The sequence below is a fragment of the Actinorectispora metalli genome, from assembly GCF_056323685.1.
This window is the reverse complement of the sequence record NZ_JBREYE010000002.1, coordinates 73,312-88,835: the sequence shown is the minus strand read 5'-3', so window position 1 is coordinate 88,835 and position 15,524 is coordinate 73,312. Positions and strand designations below refer to the sequence as shown.

Below are 15,524 nucleotides of genomic sequence, written 5' to 3'. Positions count from 1 at the left end.
GAGGATGGCAGAGCCGAGCAAGCTGCGTCCATCTTGACCAGGCTGCTTCACCCGAAGGGAATTCGAGTGAAGCGCTTGTGAGGGAAAGCTGTTGCCGCGCTGAAAGGTCAGGTGAGGCGGCGGCCTAGGTCGTCGGTGCCGTTCCAAGCGGCCGCCGCGCCGTAGGAGAAGGCGGCGCCGAGGGGCATGGCGAGCAGTGCCCAGGGGGTGTCCAGGATCGGTGGGCGGGCGAAGACGGTGTCCTTGGCGGGATTCGCGGGCTCCGGGTAAAGCGACTCGGCGAAGGAGACGCCGCTGCGGGTGGCCAGCCAGCCCGCGACGAGGCAGCCGAGCACCATGCCGATCATCACCACCGGGCCGCGCCTGCGGCGCAGCATCCACACGATGGCGCCGACCAGCAGGCCGAGGCCGATGCTGAGCAGCAGGAACAACGCGATGCCGTCGAAGCGGTGGTAGCTCTCGGTGGGCAGCGCGACGATGCCGTCTTCCTTCGCGATCATCCGCTGCGGCGGCGCCAGCCGAGACCACACCCAGGCGAGCGGCAGGCCGAGCAGGGCGATGGTGGACAGCACGCTGATCGCGGGGAGCAGGTCGGCCTTGACCACGACCTTGGGGCGATGGGGTGCGAAGAACAGCAGCGGGTCGATCTCCTGCCGCACCGCCTGATCCGCCACGCCGCCCTCCCCTGTGCCTTGCGGGACACCCGCACCCCCGTGCGCGCCGCGCATAGGTTACCGCGCCTGCGAGGACGAGATTTCGCCGTGGCGGCTGCACCGCGCCAACCACCCGGTCGGGACGATCTGCACGACCATCCGCCGGGCGCATCCCTCGCAGTAGCGGGGCGGGTCGTACTGGCGACGGCGAGCACACGCCTCGTGCTCGCCGTCGGCGGATTCGCCGCACCAGCCGCAGAAGCTCACAGCGAGTCCGCGAGCGCCTTGATCGGCATCTTCAGCTCGTCCAGCATCTGCAGGTCGTCACCGGGGTTGCGGCCCAGGTTGGTCAGGTAGTTGCCGACGATGATCGCGTTGATGCCGCCCAGCATGCCCTGCTTGGTGCCCAGATCGCCGAAGGTCAGCTCGCGTCCGCCGGAGAAGCGCAGGATCGCGGTCGGCATGGCCAGCCGGAACGCGGCCACGGTGCGCAGCGCGTCCTTGCCCTCGACGATCTCGTAGTTCTCATACGGCGTGCCGGGCTGCGGGATGAGGAAGTTCATCGTGCACTCGTCCGGCCCGACCTCGGCAAGCTGGGCGGCGAACTCCGCGCGCTGCTCGATGGTCTCGCCCATGCCGATGATGCCGCCGCAGCAGACCTCCATGCCCGCCTCGCGCACCATGTTCAGGGTCTCCCAGCGCTCCTCCCAGGAGTGCGTGGTGACCACGTTCGGGAAGTGCGAGCGGGCGGTTTCCAGGTTGTGGTTGTACCGGTGCACGCCCATCGCGACCAGTTCGTCGACCTGTTCCTGGGTGAGCATGCCCAGCGAGCAGGCGATCTGGATGTCGTTGCCGTCCTCGCGGATGGCCTTGATGCCCGCCTTCACCTGCGACAGCAGCCGGGCGTCCGGTCCGCGGACCGCGGCGACGATACAGAACTCCGTGGCGCCGGTCTCGCGGGTCTGCCGGGCGGCCTTGACCAGGCCGGGGATGTCCAGCCACGCCGCGCGCACCGGCGTGGGGAACCGTCCCGACTGGGAGCAGAAGTGGCAGTCCTCGGGACAGCCGCCGGTCTTCACCGACACGATGCCCTCGACCTCGACCTCGGGACCGCACCAGCGCATCCGCACCTGGTGGGCCACCTCCAGCAGTTCCTCCAGCCGCTCATCGGGCAGCCGCAGCACCTCCAACACCTGCGCCTCGGTCAACCCCTCGCCCCGCTCCAGCACCTGGTCACGGGCGATGGCCAGCACATCGGTCAGCACTGGGGTCTCCGGAGCTGCGGTCACTGCGCCTCCTCTGATCGCGGTCAATCCGCCCCATCCTGCCTCAGACCGCTCGATGATCGATGCGTCGTTCATCACCACAGATGGGCGTCGAATTTGGAGGTTGCCACCATTGGAGCATCGGCGACACGGTGAGCCCCGATGACCAGAGGTCCGCTCCTTAGGAACCGATGGAGGGAAGCCGAGGAAGAACGGTGACGTGCGGCGAGCCCACCGAGCCGTCCCCGACGAGATCCACCCAGCGGCCTTCGCTGGCGATGGGGTCGACCCAGGTCGCAGACTCCAGGTGCTGGAGCAGCAGCCCTTCCCGCAACGCCCACGGGCAGATGTCCACCGATGCCACGCCGAGCATCTTCATCAGGGTGTGCGCCACGACCGCCCCGGCCAGGGACTGTCGGGCGCGCCCCGGTGAGATGCCGGGGAGTCGGGCGCGGTCCGCGGGTGGAAGCTGCGCCAGCCTGCTGATCCACGGACGCAGGTCGCCGCGGTGCAGCGTGCGGCGGACGAACTCCCCGTCCCGCTGGGGCGCCGCCCCGGCGAGCCTGGCCAGCTGCTGGAACGTCTTGGAGGTGGCCACCACCCGCAGCGGCCGTTCCCAGCGCACCCTGGCCGCGACCTCCCGCAGCTCATCCCGGATGTGGTGGCGCGCCAACGTGATCGAGCGCGTGTCGGGCAGATCGGCGCTCAGGAACTGGCGGGTCAACCGCCCGGCACCCAGCGGCAGGGACACCGCGTAGTCGGGTTCCAGGTCTGCGCCGAAAGCGACCTCGAGCGTGCCGCCGCCGATGTCCAGCATGAGCAGCGGTCCGGCCTGCCAGCCGAACCAGCGCCGCGCCGCGCGGAAGGTCGCGGTGGCCTCTTCCACTCCGGACATCACCTGGAGGCGAACGCCGCTGCGGGCGCGGATCGTGGCGAGCGCCTCCGCCGCGTTCGGCGCGTCCCGGATGGCGGCGGTGGCATAGGGCAGCAACCGCACCACTCCCTTGGCGCGAGCGGTCTGGACCGCGGTGGCCACGGCCGCCGCGACCCCGTGCACGGCGTGCGGCGGCAGGGCGCCCGCGGCATCACAGACCTCGGCGAGCCTGCTGCGCTCCTTCAGCGAGTACACCGGCAGCGGCAGCCCGCCGGACCCGCCATCCACGATGTGCAGGTGAACAGTGTTGGAACCGACGTCGAGAACCCCTAATCGCATCGCCAGGAGATACCCTCCGTTGCTTTTTGTTAATCGTTTGTACGCCTCCCGTTAACCTTCTCATGAGGAGCTCCCTCATGGCGGAGAGTTTCGAAACTCAAACACTTTTCTGACACGGCAAGGAACTCCGAGCGGCTGAGCGCACCGGCGTTCGCGGGCAGTCTGCCGAGCAGCGGGGCGATACCGGCCAGGTCGGTGAGGTTGCAGCGCATCGCAAGGTCCGGCTCCGCCTGCCAGCTGCCGATCACGATGCCCTGCACGGTGATCCCGCGGCGCCGCAACGCCTCCACGGTCAGGGCGGTGTGGTTCAGGGTGCCCAACCCGGATGCCGCGACGACCACCACCGGAGCGGCCAGCGCCTGCGCGAGGTCGGCCAGCGTGCCGCCGTCGGGGTCGAAGCGGACCAGCAGCCCACCCGCACCCTCCACCAGCACCAGGTCGTGTTCCGCTGCCAGTTCCTCGGCGGCCCGCGCCGCCTCGGCCGGGCGCACCGGCGGCAGCCCGCTCACCCGCGCCGCGGCCTCCGGCGACAGCGGATCGGGATAACGCCGCAGTTCGCGGGTGGTGACCTCGCCCGCGAGCCGCACGATGTCGGCGAGGTCGCCCGGCTCGTCCGCGGCGACACCGGTCTGCGCGGGTTTGAGCACGGCCACCCGCAGGCCCGCCGCCCGGGCCTGGGCCGCGATGGCCGCCGTGACGACGGTCTTGCCCACTCCGGTGCCGGTCCCGGTGACGATAAGAATGCACACGAAAAGCCACCTTAAGCTGCCACTCCCCCTGACCGGCGGCCGCGGACCTGCGAGGATTCGGGCATGAGCACAGCAGCGCGGATCGTGGTGTACGGCGCCGAGTGGTGTGGTGACTGCCGCCGGGCCAAGAACTGGTTGGACGGCAACGGGATCACCTACACCTATGTCGATGTCGAGCACGACGAACAGGCCAGGGACCACGCCATCTCGCTGGCCGACGGCAGGCGCAACATCCCGGTGGTTGTCCTGCCGGACGGCACGGTCCTCGTCGAGCCGACCGGCGCCGATCTCGAACGGGCGCTGACCCGGCAGTAGGCATAGCGGTCGCTACCGCACCGGCCGACCTCAGCCCGCGGCGGCGGCAGCCACGGCACCTGCCGCAGTTCGGGCCACTTCGGTGTCGGTGCTGATGTAGGGCGGCATGGTGTAGATCAGATCGCGGAACGGGCGCAGCCACACGCCGTGCCGCAGCGCGGCGTCGGTGGCGGCGGCCAGGTTCACCGGGTGGTCGAGTTGGATGACGCCGATCGCGCCGAGCACCCGGACGTCCGCGACGCCGGGCAGCGCGGCGGCGGGCGCGAGGCCGTGGTGCAGGCCGGTCTCGATGCGCTTGACGTCGTGCCGCCAGTCCCGTGAGGTCAGCAGGTCCAGCGAGGCGCAGGCGACGGCGCTGGCCAGCGGGTTGCCCATGAACGTGGGGCCGTGCGCGAGCACCGGCAGTTCGCCGCGCGAGATGCCCTGGGCGATCTCCGAACTGCACAGTGCGGCGGCCATCGAGAGGTAGCCGCCGGTCAGTGCCTTGCCGACGCACATCACGTCGGGGCTGATCCCGGCGTGGTCGGCGGCGAAGAGCGCGCCGGTGCGGCCGAAGCCGGTCGCGATCTCGTCGAAGATCAGCAGCACATCGTTGGCCAGCGTGAGCTCCCGCAGCACATGCAGGTACCGGGGGTTGTGGAACCGCATGCCGCCCGCGCCCTGCACAACCGGCTCGACGATCACCGCGGCGAGCTCATCGGCGTGCCGCCCAACGAGATCCGCCAGGCTCTGCACGTAGTCGGTGTCGATGGGCGCGTCGAAACCGGCGGGCGGCGGCGCGTCGGCGAAGACCTGGCTTGGCAGGATGCCGTGCCACAGCGAGTGCATCCCGCCGTCGGGGTCGCAGACGCTCATGGTCTCGAAGGTGTCGCCGTGGTAGCCGCCGCGCCAGGTCAGCAGCCGGTGCTTGCCGGGCTTGCCGAGGGACCGCCAGTACTGCAGGCACATCTTGATGCCGACCTCGACGGCCACCGACCCCGAATCGCAGAGGAACACGTGTTGCAGCGGCGCCGGGGTGATCTCCACCAGCTTGGTGGCCAGCCGGATCGCGGGCTCGTGGGTGAGCCCGCCGAACATGACATGGCTCATCCGCCCCAACTGCTCGCGCACCGCGGCGTCCAGCACGGGGTTTCGGTGTCCGTGGATCACCGCCCACCAGGAGGACATGCCGTCGATGACCTCGTGGTGCCCGTGCACAGGCTCGGCTGGCCGCAGCCACACCCCGTTCGCCGACTCGATGAGCAGCGACGGGGCGCCCGGCATCGGACCGTAGGGGTGCCAGACGTGGGCGCGGTCGGCGGCGCGCAGCTCCTCGGGGGTCACATCGCGTGACCGTAATTCACAGGTGCACGGGCAGCGCGGACAGCCCCCGCATGAGTGCGCTCGGCCGCCACTGGAGCTTCTCCACCGGCACCGCGAGCCGCATGTCCGGGTAGTTGTCCAGCAGCGCGGTGAACGCGATCTCCGCCTCCAGCCGCGCCAGCGGCGCCCCGAGGCAGTAGTGCACGCCATGTCCGAAGGCCAGGTGCCCGCGGGCGTCGTTGCCGATGTCGAAGCCCTCGGCGAAGTGCCCGGCATCGCGGTTGGCCGAACCGAGGGCGACGGTGACCATCTCCCCCGCCGGGATGGTGACGCCGCCAAGCTCGATCTCGTCCACTGTGTACCGCGCCGTGGCGCAGTGCACGGGCGCCTCGAAGCGGAGGAACTCCTCGATGGCACCGGGCAGCAGCGACCGATCCGCCCGCAGCCGGGCGAACTGCTCCGGATGGGTCAGCAGCAGCATGGTGCCGGTGCCGATCAGGTTGACCGTCGTCTCGTGTCCGGCGACCAGCAGCAGGAACCCCATGCCGATCAGCTCGGTGTCGCTCAGCGAGTCCTGGTGCACGAGCGAGGCGAACATGTCAGCGTCCGGGCTCTCGGTGCGCTTGAGGTCTATCAACCCCTGCAGGTATCGGGCGAGCTTGGCGGAGGCGGCGCGCATCTCCTCGATGGTCGTGTTCGCCACGATCGCCTGCGAGCAGGCCCGGAACTCGTCGCGGTCGCTGTAGGGCACGCCGAGCAGTTCGGTGATCACCTGGGTCGGGAGCGGGAACGCGAACTCCTCGACGAGGTCGACGGTGCGGCCGTGGCCCATGCCCGCGATCAGTTCGCCGGTGATCTCCTCGATGCGGGGCCGCAGCTGCTCGATGCGTCCCGCGGTGAACGCCTTGTTCACGAGCTTGCGCTGACGGGTGTGATCAGGCGGATCGCTGTTGAGCATGTTGCGCGACAACTGCGCGCTCATCGCCTCCTCCGGCCCGATCTGCGCGGCGATGATCTCGACGAGCCGGGCGTTGTCCTTGCCGACCCTCGGGTCCATCAACGCGGCCTTGACGTCCTCGTACCGCGTGATCAGCCAGCTTCGCAGTCCGTTCGGCATCGTCACCGGACAGACCGGCTGCGACGCGCGCAGTTCCCCGAAAGTCCTGTGTGGATCGACACCGAAGTCGCCCGCGGACAGGTTCAAGCTCTCAAGGTGCTCGGTACCCATACCCGTCCTCCCCCGTGCGGCCACCGCCGATCGCGATGCCCCCTGCTACGTGCTTACTACGCGGCGGGCATAGCGGACAAGCCGCACGGGAATGTTCCTCACTCCTTTCCCGCGAATGCCACGGCGCAGGCCAGCACGAACATCAGGATGAGGAACGCCGCCACGGCCATCGCCACCGCTCGAGCGGGTGACGGGCCGGTGCCGAGCACAGCGACCGCGAGCAGCCCCAGAGCGGGCAGCGCGAGCAGCGGGGCGGCCACCACCAGGCAGCCGGGCCCGGTGCCGTCCCGCAGCGGCAGGCCGAGGCCGAGCAGCACGGTGCCGATGAAGAGTCCCGCCGCGGCGAGGAACAGCGGCCAGCCGCGTTGCGGCTGTTCGAAGACGCCCTGCCACAGCCACCAGACGGCGGGCCCGAGGAACACCGCGATGGCGATGACCAGCAGCGGGATGACGGTCCGCCGCGGCGCGGATGTCCGCGGCCGCGCCCGTTCCCTTGGCCGGGTTCGCCGCAGGAGCACCGATCCGGCGCCGAGCAGGCACAGCAGGGCCAGCAGCCAGTAGGAGACGAGCCCGACGATGCCGGTGACCGGTGACCGTGCGTACTCGGCGGGCACCACCGCGGGATCGTCGTCGAACACCGGCTGGACCTCCGCGATCCGCCGGGTGCCGCGGTCGGCTTGCCCCACGAGCAGTTCGCGGTGCTCCGCCGAGCCGTCCTCCCAGGCGATATCGGCCTCGCAGGCCTCGAACCAGCCAAGGCCGTGGCCGCTGATCGGGCCGATGGTTCGGCAGGACACGGCTGAGGCGGTACCCCAGCGCGTCGACTCGCCGGTGGGTCCGGCCAGCGTGAGCACCGAGAGCCCGACGGCGATCAGCGCCGCGGCCAGTGCGACCAGCACGGCGGCAAGCACGGCCCTGCCCGCCATGCTGTCGTGATCTTGCGCCACAGGTCGACGTTAACAAGGGTATGCAAACTTTTCGCATGCCCGTGGTGTGAATGTTGTCTTTGTGCGGGCCGCTCAGGCCGGGTCTTGAGGTTTGGTGAGTCGCTCCTGGTGGGCGAGCCTGCGGCGTTCGATGATCTCGGCGGCGGTGACGGCGTCCGTCACGGGCAGCCGCCACTGCTGTTTGATCACCTTCAACTCGAGGCCCGGTCCGGGGCTGATGTCCACGACCGCGCTGCGCGTCGATCCGCGCAGCCGGAACTCGCCGGGTTCGGTGAAGTCGGTGGCGGCGACGGCGCGGAGGTGGTGCAGCCCATGGGTCACGCTCACCCGGTGCCGCCCGGTGCTGACGCTCAGCGTGATCGAGTCCACGCCGATGATCAGACGACCGTTGGTGCCGCGCAACGGCACCGGCACGTCGATGGGGGTGTCGGCGAGTTGCGGCGTCAGGGGCCCTAAGGCCATCCGCCGGGCCGCGAACCCGAGTGCCAGGCCGACCGCCGCGCCCACGATCAGGCAACCCGCCACCAGGTTGGAGCCGAACGGGAAGGACAGCGCGAGTCCGCCGAAGGCTCCCGCGCCGAGCCCGACGAGCGCGGCGTTGCGAGGCCAGTCGTCCGGCCGGTCGCGCCGGGTGGAGGCGGCCACGGCACCGGCGACCACCATCGCGGCGGGCATGACCAGGCCCGAGAAGCTCGGGGGCCTGCCGTCCGGGTAAAGGCGCCGGTACCAGTCGGGCAGCGCGAAGCCCAGCAATTCCGGGCGGAACTGAGCGATCAGCACCAGCACCAGGAACACCAGGGCGGGCAGCAGACACGCCACCCACAGCAGCACCCGCGCCCGCCGCAGCCTCACCGCGAGCACCTCGGCGGGATCGGGCTCCTGGAGGTAGAAGGTCATCCGCTGAGGCAGCTTGGTCCGAGGAGTGCCTTCAGATCACCCATCAGCGACGGCGACGGCGTGACCCGGTGGGCGTGACCCAGGCGCAGCGGCGTCGAGCGCCTGCCGTTGACCAGCGTCAGGTGCACCTCGGTGGTGCCGTTGTGGGCGCGCAGCACATCCTTGAGCTTCGCCACGATCTCCGGCGTGCAGCGGGTAACCGGCATGCTGACCTTCATCGGTTTGCCAGAGCCGGTGTCGCTGAGGTCCGGCACCGCGAGGTCGTTGGCGATCAGCGAGACCCGGTCGTCCCGCTTGGCGACCCGCGCCTTGATCAACACGATGGCGTCCTCGGCCACGCTCATACCGTGGATGACGTAGCTTTTGGGGAAGAACAGCACCTCGATGCCACCGGTGAGGTCCTCCAACTGGCAGGACGCCCACGGTTCGCCGTTCTTGTTCACCCGCCGCGTCACCGATGCCAGAATGCCGCCCACCGTGACCTGGGCGCCGTCGGCGACGTTGCCCTCCAGGATGTTCGGGATCGGCGTGTCGACCTGCGCCGACAGGATGTGCTCCACCCCGTCGAGCGGGTGGCCGGAGACGTAGAGCCCCAGCATCTCCCGCTCCAGCGCAAGCTGGTGCTTGGTCTCCCACTTCTCATCCGGCACCTTGACGTCGAAGACGCTGTCGGTCTCCTCGGCGTCCCCGCCGCCGAACAGGTCGAACTGCCCGACCGCCTCGGCGCGCTTGGTGTCCATCACCGCGTCGATGGCCTCCACGTGCACCAGGTGCAGGCCCTTGCGCGGGTGCCCGAGCGAGTCGAACGCCCCGGCCTTGATCAGCGATTCCACGACCTTCTTGTTGCAGGCCTGGGCATCGACCTTGCGCAGGTAGTCGGAGAAGTCGACGAAGGCGCCCTTCTCCTTACGCGACCTGGTGATCGAGTCGACCACGTTGGCACCCACGTTGCGCACCGCGCCGAGACCGAAGCGGATGTCGGTCCCGACCGGGGCGAAGTTCTTCTCCGATTCGTTGACATCCGGCGGCAGCACCGTGATGCCCATCTTGCGGCACTCCGACAGGTAGACCGCGGCCTTGTCTTTGTCGTCGCCGACGCTGGTCAGCAGCGCGGCCATGTACTCGGCCGGGTAGTTCGCCTTGAGGTAGGCAGTCCAATACGAGACCAGCCCGTATCCGGCGGTGTGCGCGCGGTTGAAGGCGTAGTCGGAGAACGGGACCAGGATGTCCCACAGCGTCTTGATCGACTCCGGGGAGAACCCGTTGGCCTTCATGCCCTCGGAGAAGGGCACATACTCCTTGTCGAGGATCTCCTTTTTCTTCTTGCCCATCGCGCGGCGCAGCAGGTCCGCTTGTCCGAGCCGGTAGCCCGCCAGCTTCTGCGCGATCGCCATGACCTGTTCCTGGTAGACGATCAGGCCGAAGGTCTCACCCAGGATTTCCGACAACGCGTCGGCGAGATCCGGGTGGATCGGTTTGATCTCCTCGCGACCGTTCTTGCGGTCGGCGTAGGAGATGTGCGCGTTGGCGCCCATCGGACCCGGCCGGTACAGGGCGAGCACCGCGGAGATGTCCTCGAACGTGGTGGGCACCATGCGCCGCAGCAGATCGCGCATCGGACCGCCGTCAAGCTGGAACACGCCCAGGGTGTCGCCGCGGGCCAACAGCTCGTAGGCGGCCTTGTCGTCCAGCTCCAGGTTCTCGATGTCCAGCGGCGGCTTGCCGTTGATCACGATGTTCTGCAACGCGTCGTCGATGACGGTGAGGTTGCGCAGGCCCAGGAAGTCCATCTTCAGCAGGCCGATGTTCTCGCACGCGCCCATGTCCCACTGGGTGATGATCGCGCCGTCGGACTCGCGCCGCTGGATCGGCAACACGTCGATCAGCGGGTCCTTGGACAGGATCACGCCCGCCGCGTGCACACCCCACTGGCGCTTGAGGCCCTCCAGGTCCCGCGCGGTGTCCAGGATCTCCTTGGCCTGCGGGTCCGTCTCGTAGATCGCGCGGACCTCGGCGGCCTCGGAGTACCGCTTGTGGTCGGGATCGAAGATGCCCGACAGCGGGATGTCCTTGCCCATCACGGCGGGCGGCATGGCCTTGGAGATCTTGTCCGCCACCGCGTAGCCCGGCTGCCCGTAGAGGACGCGGGCGGAGTCCTTGATCGCGGCCTTCGCCTTGATCGTGGAGTAGGTGATGATCTGAGCGACCCGCTCCTCGCCCCACCGCTCGGTCGCGTAGCGGATCATCTCGCCGCGCCGACGTTCGTCGAAGTCCAGGTCGATATCGGGCATCGAGATGCGGTCGGGGTTGAGGAACCGCTCGAAGATCAACTTGTGCTTCAACGGATCGAGGTCTGTGATGCCCATGGCGTAGGCCACCAGGCATCCCGCCGCCGAACCACGCCCTGGACCGACCCGGATGCCGACCTTCTTGGCGTACTGCACCAGGTCGGCGGTCACCAGGAAGTAGCCGGGGAAGCCCATCTGGAGGATCACGTTGAGCTCGTAGTCCGCCTGCTTACGGTGCTCCTCCGGCACGCCGCCGGGGAACCGGTTGGCCAGCCCGCGGTGGACCTCCTTGCGCAGCCAGGTCTCCTCGGTCTCCCCTTCGGGCACCGGGAACGCGGGCATCAGCTTGCGGGAGGCGAAGACCTCTTCGTAGCTGTCGACCATGTCCGCGACAAGCAAGGTGTTCTGGCAGCCTGCGATCCACAGCTTGTCGTCGCTGATGGAGTACATCTCGTCGGCCGACTTGACGTAATAGCCTTCGCCGTCGAACTTGAACCGGTTGGGGTCATGGATCGTCTTGCCGGTTTGCACGCACAGCAACACGCCGTGGCCGTGCGCCTGCTCCTTGTGCGTGTAGTGCAGGTCATTGGTCGCCAACCAGGGCAACTGCAGCTCATCAGCAAGCTTGGCGAGGTCGTCTCGATACTTCTTCTCGATGTGGAGGTTGTGGTCCATCACCTCGGCGAAGAAGTTCTCCGGGCCGAGGATGTCCTGCAACTCGCCCGCCACACGCTTCGCGCCGTCCCAGTCGCCACCCATCAGACGGGTGGGGATCTCGCCGCTGGGGCAGCCGGTGGTGCCGATGATGCCCTCGGAGTACTGGGCGAGGATCTCCCGGTCCATTCGGGGCTTGCGGTAGTAGCCCTCGAGGCTCGCCAGCGAGGACAGGCGGAACAGGTTCCGCAGACCCTCGGCGTTGCGGGCCAGCAGGGTCATGTGGGTGTACGCGCCACCACCGGAGACGTCGGCGTCCTCGTTGATCTCCGCCCAACGGACCTTCTTCTTGACGAAGCGGCTCTCGGGCGCGAAGTAGGCCTCGACCCCGATGATCGGCTTGACCCCGGCGGCGACCGCCTTGTTGTAGAACTCATAGGCGCCGAACATGTTGCCGTGGTCGGTCATGGCCACCGCGGGCATCTCCTGCTTGGCGACCTCATCGAACAGCTGCCCCAACCGGGCGGCACCATCGAGCATCGAGTACTCGGTGTGCACGTGCAGGTGAACGAACGAATCGCCAGCCACAGGTAGGTCGCCTCCCAGGGAACGAGTGGTCGTCGCGAGGCCGCAGAACGCGACCCGTTGATCCTGCTACACCCGAAAAGCCCAGCGGCGCTGTGGTTCGGGTTTTTCACCATGATTCTTTCACGCTCGATAAATCCGCAGGTCAAACAAGTCCACTTCGGACTCGGGGAGCCGGTCGGCGTGTCATATTTCAGTGATGACTGAATCAGCAGAACGCGGCGAACCTAGATCGACAGCCGACAACGCGGGGATTTCGGAGACCCGGTAGCGTGCGGGACGTGGTGGCGCCTGATCCCGTTGACATTCGACTGCTCCAGCTGCTTGCCGAGGTGGGGCGGGCGGCGGTGCAGGATCTTGGCCTCCGGCTGGGTATGGAGCCCAAGGAGGTGGCGGCTCGGCTGACCGCGTTGTCGGCCACGGGGCTGCCGCTGGTGGTGGGCGTGGAGTGCGATCAGCAGCGGATCAGGGCGGCCGTCGCGAACGCGTTGGCCTGGCAGCAGCAGTACGGGGCACCGCAGCCCGGATACGGAGGCAGCGGGCCGGTGCAGGTCGGGCCGCAGAGCGGGCCGTTCCCCGCGCAGCAGCCCGGCTATCCGCCGCCGGGGTATCCGCAGGCGCCGCAGGCCGATCCGGCGACCACGTGGGGGCCGCCGCAGAGCGCGGGCTGGGCCCGTGGGGATCAGCCGCCCGCCCCGGCCGCGCCCGCACCGCCGGGGCCGCGGACCGGCAAGGTGGGTGACTCGCTGGAGCTGACGGGCGGGCCGGGCGAGCGGGTGTCCATCCAGCTGGTCGAGGTGGTCGACCCCGCCGACTTCCTGTTCACCGCCGCGGGCTACCGGCTGCAGGAGGGCGAGCGATCGGTGATCGTGCACACCGAACTGCAGAACAAGGGCACGGTGCCGTTCAACGCGCTGCCCGACCTGTACTTGGTGCTGGTCGCACCCGACGGTCAGACCGTGGCCAAGGCGCCGGTTTCGCTGTCGTCCCGCCCGCCGCACCGGATCGGTGTGCAGCCGGGTGAGACCGCGGGCGGGCATACCGTCTACGTGCTGCCCGAGTCGCAGGAGATCATCACGGTGCGGTGGAGCATCGGTTCCGAACCAGAGGCCCCCCAGCTGACCTGGTCCGTCCTGGACTGAACGTCCCGTGGGCGCCCCTGCCCGGGCGCCCGCGGGTACGCGATTACTTCGGCAGTTGCAGGCCGTTGTCGCCCAGCTTGACCTCGTGGCCTGCCAGTTTGACCGCGACCGCCGGGTTGAAGGTGCCGTTGTCCTCGAACTTTCCGCAGTAGGCGCCCAGGCCGACCAACTCGCCCGCGCCCAGCGTGACGTCGGCGCACATCGCCTTCTGCTCGGGCTTGAGGACCAGGTGCGGCTGGATGGTGGACAGGGGGCCCTTGCCCTTGCCGATCAGACCCACCTGCTCTTGGCCGAGGTGGCCGCACAGGATGGTCTGGCCAAGGTCGAGGCCCGCGAGCCCGCCGGTCACGCCCGCGCAGCTCGCGCCGGGCTGGGTGCCACGAAGCTGCGCCTTCACCTCGGGGCCGTTGGGGAGCTTCGCGGTCGCGCCGAAGCTGCCGTCGGAGGCGTCCTTGTCCAGTTCGATCATTCCCTCGGCGCCACGGTTGCCGAGAGGAATCACCACCTTCTGGGTCGAAACGTCCTCGGGTGCCTTCTCCTGCGGAACCTCGGGGGACGCCTCGGAGGCCTCGGCGCCCGGATTGAAGACGATCGCCGCGGCCGCGGCGAGCAAGCCGGCCCTGAGGGCCATCCGGAATACAGCCATCACGTACCTTTCGCATCCGACAGGCGGTTTCGCAGTGCCATCGAGGGCAGCACTGGCGGGGGTGAAACCGGCCTACAGTCGCAACGAGATACGGACCTAGGCGTTACTCATCAGTGACCTGAAATCTATTCACCTTGGTCAGTAATCGCGGAGGCGGTCCAGGGCCGAGGCGAGGTCCTCCGGGTACTCGCTGGTGAACTCCACCCATCGGCCGTCGGCGGGGTGCTCGAAGCCCAGCGAGTAGGCGTGCAGCCACTGCCGGTTCAAGCCCAGCTTCTGCGCGAGCACCGGGTCGGCGCCATAGGTGAGGTCGCCGACGCAGGGGTGCCGGACGGCGGAGAAGTGCACGCGGATCTGGTGGGTTCGCCCGGTCTCCAGCTTGATGTCCACCAGGGACGCTGCGCGGAATGCCTCGATCACCTCGTAGTGGGTGATGCTCGGCTTGCCGCCCGCGACGACCGCCCACTTGTAGTCGTGACGCGGGTGCCGGTCGATGGGTGCGTCGATGGTGCCACTGGTGGGGTCGGGGTGACCCTGCACGATGGCGCGGTAGCGCTTCTCCACGGTGCGTTCCTTGAACGCCCGCTTCAGCACGGTGTAGGCGTGCTCGCTCTTGGCCACCACCATCGAGCCGGTGGTGCCGACGTCCAGTCGGTGCACGATGCCTTGGCGCTCGGCGGCGCCGCTGGTGGAGATGCGGAGGCCCGCGGCGGCGAGCCCCCCGATCACGGTGGGGCCGCTCCAGCCGGGGCTGGGATGCGCGGCCACGCCGACGGGCTTGTCCACCACCACGATGTCGTCGTCCTGGTACTTCACCACCAGGCCCTCGACGGGGACAGCCTGCACGGTGACCGGCTGCGCCGGGGCGGGCAGCGTGACCTCCAGCCAGGACCCGGCGACCAGGCGGTCGGACTTGCCCGCGGGGCGCCCGTCGAGCAGCACGTCGCCGGACTCGGTCAGCGCGGCCGCCGCGGTGCGGGACAGGCCGAGCAGCTTGGACAGCCCGGCGTCCACCCGCATGCCGTCCAGCCCGTCGGGAACGGGCAGGGTGCGCAGGCCGCTCACTTGGCCCCCTTGACGGTGCGGGTGCCGTCGTACTCCCGGCCCAGCAGGGTGAGCAGCACGATCAACACGCCGCCGCACATGATGCCGGAGTCGGCGACGTTGAAGACGGGCCAGTAGCGGCCGTCGGGGGCGAACAGCGACAGGAAGTCCACCACGTGGCCCTGCAGCGGGCCGGGCGCCCGGAAGAAGCGGTCCACGAGGTTGCCCAGCGCGCCGCCGAGCACCAGGCCGAGGCCGACGGCCCAGCCCGGGGAGCGCAGTTTGCCGGACAGCCGGATGATCACCACGACCACGACGACCGCGATCAGCGTCAGCAGCCACGTCATGCCGGTGGCCAGCGAGAACGCCGCCCCCGGGTTGCGGTACACCGCCAAGTACAGCGCGCCGCCGAACAACTCGACGATCCGCTTTCCCTCCAGGTAGTGCACCACCGCGATCTTGGTCGCCAGGTCGAGCAGCAGCGCGGCGGCGGCGATCACGGCCAACAGCCCCACCCGCCGCGCGGGCAGCGGATCGGACGCGACGACACCGGCCCCGGCGGGCTCTGCACTCTCCTGGCTCACCCCGCCATTCTC

At 69.1% G+C, this 15,524-nt stretch carries 15 protein-coding genes; 2 read left to right on the top strand and 13 right to left on the bottom strand.

Going from position 1 to position 15,524, the window contains the following annotated elements; translation table 11 throughout:
• Positions 1-107: 107 nt before the first annotated feature.
• The 5 genes from ACU6XJ_RS20715 to bioD all read right to left on the bottom strand — a co-directional run bounded on the left by ACU6XJ_RS20715 (position 108) and on the right by bioD (position 3,880).
• Positions 108-674, bottom strand: a complete 567-nt coding sequence (locus ACU6XJ_RS20715; protein ID WP_476314274.1) for a DUF2567 domain-containing protein — start codon at positions 672-674, stop codon at positions 108-110.
• A 57-nt stretch (positions 675-731) separates the two neighbouring features.
• Complete coding sequence (gene bsaP, locus ACU6XJ_RS20710; protein ID WP_476314272.1) at positions 732-920, bottom strand: biotin synthase auxiliary protein BsaP; 189 nt, start codon at positions 918-920, stop codon at positions 732-734.
• The gene (gene bioB / locus ACU6XJ_RS20705) at positions 917-1,942 is read right to left on the bottom strand and encodes a biotin synthase BioB (RefSeq protein ID WP_476314270.1); all 1,026 of its coding nucleotides are present in this window, start codon (positions 1,940-1,942) and stop codon (positions 917-919) included. Before bioB ends, bsaP begins: the two co-directional genes overlap by 4 nt.
• 157 nt (positions 1,943-2,099) lie before the next feature.
• Positions 2,100-3,080: a Ppx/GppA family phosphatase gene (locus tag ACU6XJ_RS20700; RefSeq protein WP_476314268.1), complete on the bottom strand. Its 981-nt coding sequence runs from the start codon at positions 3,078-3,080 to the stop codon at positions 2,100-2,102.
• 80 nt (positions 3,081-3,160) lie between these two features.
• Positions 3,161-3,880, bottom strand: coding sequence for a dethiobiotin synthase (gene bioD, locus ACU6XJ_RS20695; protein ID WP_476314266.1), 720 nt, complete (start codon positions 3,878-3,880; stop codon positions 3,161-3,163).
• A 63-nt stretch (positions 3,881-3,943) separates the two neighbouring features.
• Between bioD and ACU6XJ_RS20690 the strand changes: the two genes are divergently transcribed.
• Positions 3,944-4,195 carry a glutaredoxin family protein gene (locus tag ACU6XJ_RS20690; protein WP_476314264.1) on the top strand — a complete coding sequence of 84 codons (252 nt, stop codon included), beginning with the start codon at positions 3,944-3,946 and terminating at the stop codon, positions 4,193-4,195.
• Positions 4,196-4,225: 30 nt separating this feature from the next.
• On the opposite strand, the gene ACU6XJ_RS20685 is transcribed toward ACU6XJ_RS20690, so the two are convergent.
• The 5 genes from ACU6XJ_RS20685 to dnaE form a co-directional block, all read right to left on the bottom strand.
• Complete coding sequence (locus ACU6XJ_RS20685) at positions 4,226-5,518, bottom strand: adenosylmethionine--8-amino-7-oxononanoate transaminase (RefSeq protein ID WP_476314262.1); 1,293 nt, start codon at positions 5,516-5,518, stop codon at positions 4,226-4,228.
• Positions 5,519-5,534: 16 nt separating this feature from the next.
• Complete coding sequence (locus ACU6XJ_RS20680; protein ID WP_476314260.1) at positions 5,535-6,725, bottom strand: cytochrome P450 family protein; 1,191 nt, start codon at positions 6,723-6,725, stop codon at positions 5,535-5,537.
• A gap of 98 nt (positions 6,726-6,823) precedes the next feature.
• Complete coding sequence (locus tag ACU6XJ_RS20675; protein WP_476314258.1) at positions 6,824-7,672, bottom strand: DUF6346 domain-containing protein; 849 nt, start codon at positions 7,670-7,672, stop codon at positions 6,824-6,826.
• A gap of 72 nt (positions 7,673-7,744) precedes the next feature.
• Positions 7,745-8,569, bottom strand: a complete 825-nt coding sequence (locus ACU6XJ_RS20670) for a hypothetical protein (RefSeq protein ID WP_476314256.1) — start codon at positions 8,567-8,569, stop codon at positions 7,745-7,747.
• Positions 8,566-12,099: a DNA polymerase III subunit alpha gene (gene dnaE / locus ACU6XJ_RS20665; RefSeq protein ID WP_476314254.1), complete on the bottom strand. Its 3,534-nt coding sequence runs from the start codon at positions 12,097-12,099 to the stop codon at positions 8,566-8,568. The genes ACU6XJ_RS20670 and dnaE overlap by 4 nt, the downstream gene beginning before the upstream one ends.
• A gap of 278 nt (positions 12,100-12,377) precedes the next feature.
• On the opposite strand from dnaE, the gene ACU6XJ_RS20660 reads away from it, so the two are divergent.
• Positions 12,378-13,238 (top strand): AsnC family protein, encoded by an 861-nt coding sequence (locus tag ACU6XJ_RS20660; RefSeq protein WP_476314253.1) that lies wholly within the window; start codon positions 12,378-12,380, stop codon positions 13,236-13,238.
• A gap of 43 nt (positions 13,239-13,281) precedes the next feature.
• Here the strand turns inward: ACU6XJ_RS20660 and ACU6XJ_RS20655 are convergent, their stop codons facing one another.
• The 3 genes from ACU6XJ_RS20655 to lspA all read right to left on the bottom strand — a co-directional run bounded on the left by ACU6XJ_RS20655 (position 13,282) and on the right by lspA (position 15,512).
• A complete protein-coding gene (locus tag ACU6XJ_RS20655; protein WP_476314251.1) occupies positions 13,282-13,869 on the bottom strand; it encodes a hypothetical protein in 588 nt (195 codons plus the stop codon).
• Positions 13,870-14,022: 153 nt separating this feature from the next.
• Entirely contained in the window at positions 14,023-14,904 is an 882-nt protein-coding gene (locus ACU6XJ_RS20650) for an RluA family pseudouridine synthase (protein ID WP_476318548.1), read from the bottom strand.
• Between the two features lie 41 nt (positions 14,905-14,945).
• Complete coding sequence (gene lspA / locus ACU6XJ_RS20645) at positions 14,946-15,512, bottom strand: signal peptidase II (RefSeq protein WP_476314250.1); 567 nt, start codon at positions 15,510-15,512, stop codon at positions 14,946-14,948.
• Between the last annotated feature and the right edge of the window lie 12 nt (positions 15,513-15,524).

Excerpts from the sequence above, each read along its gene's own strand:
- ACU6XJ_RS20690 (WP_476314264.1), top strand. The coding sequence starts at position 3,944 with ATGAGCACAGCAGCGCGGATCGTGGTGTACGGCGCCGAGTGGTGTGGT.
- ACU6XJ_RS20670 (WP_476314256.1), bottom strand. The coding sequence starts at position 8,569 with ATGACCTTCTACCTCCAGGAGCCCGATCCCGCCGAGGTGCTCGCGGTG.
- ACU6XJ_RS20680 (WP_476314260.1), bottom strand. The coding sequence starts at position 6,725 with ATGGGTACCGAGCACCTTGAGAGCTTGAACCTGTCCGCGGGCGACTTC.
- ACU6XJ_RS20650 (WP_476318548.1), bottom strand. The coding sequence starts at position 14,904 with ATGCGGGTGGACGCCGGGCTGTCCAAGCTGCTCGGCCTGTCCCGCACC.
- ACU6XJ_RS20655 (WP_476314251.1), bottom strand. The coding sequence starts at position 13,869 with ATGGCCCTCAGGGCCGGCTTGCTCGCCGCGGCCGCGGCGATCGTCTTC.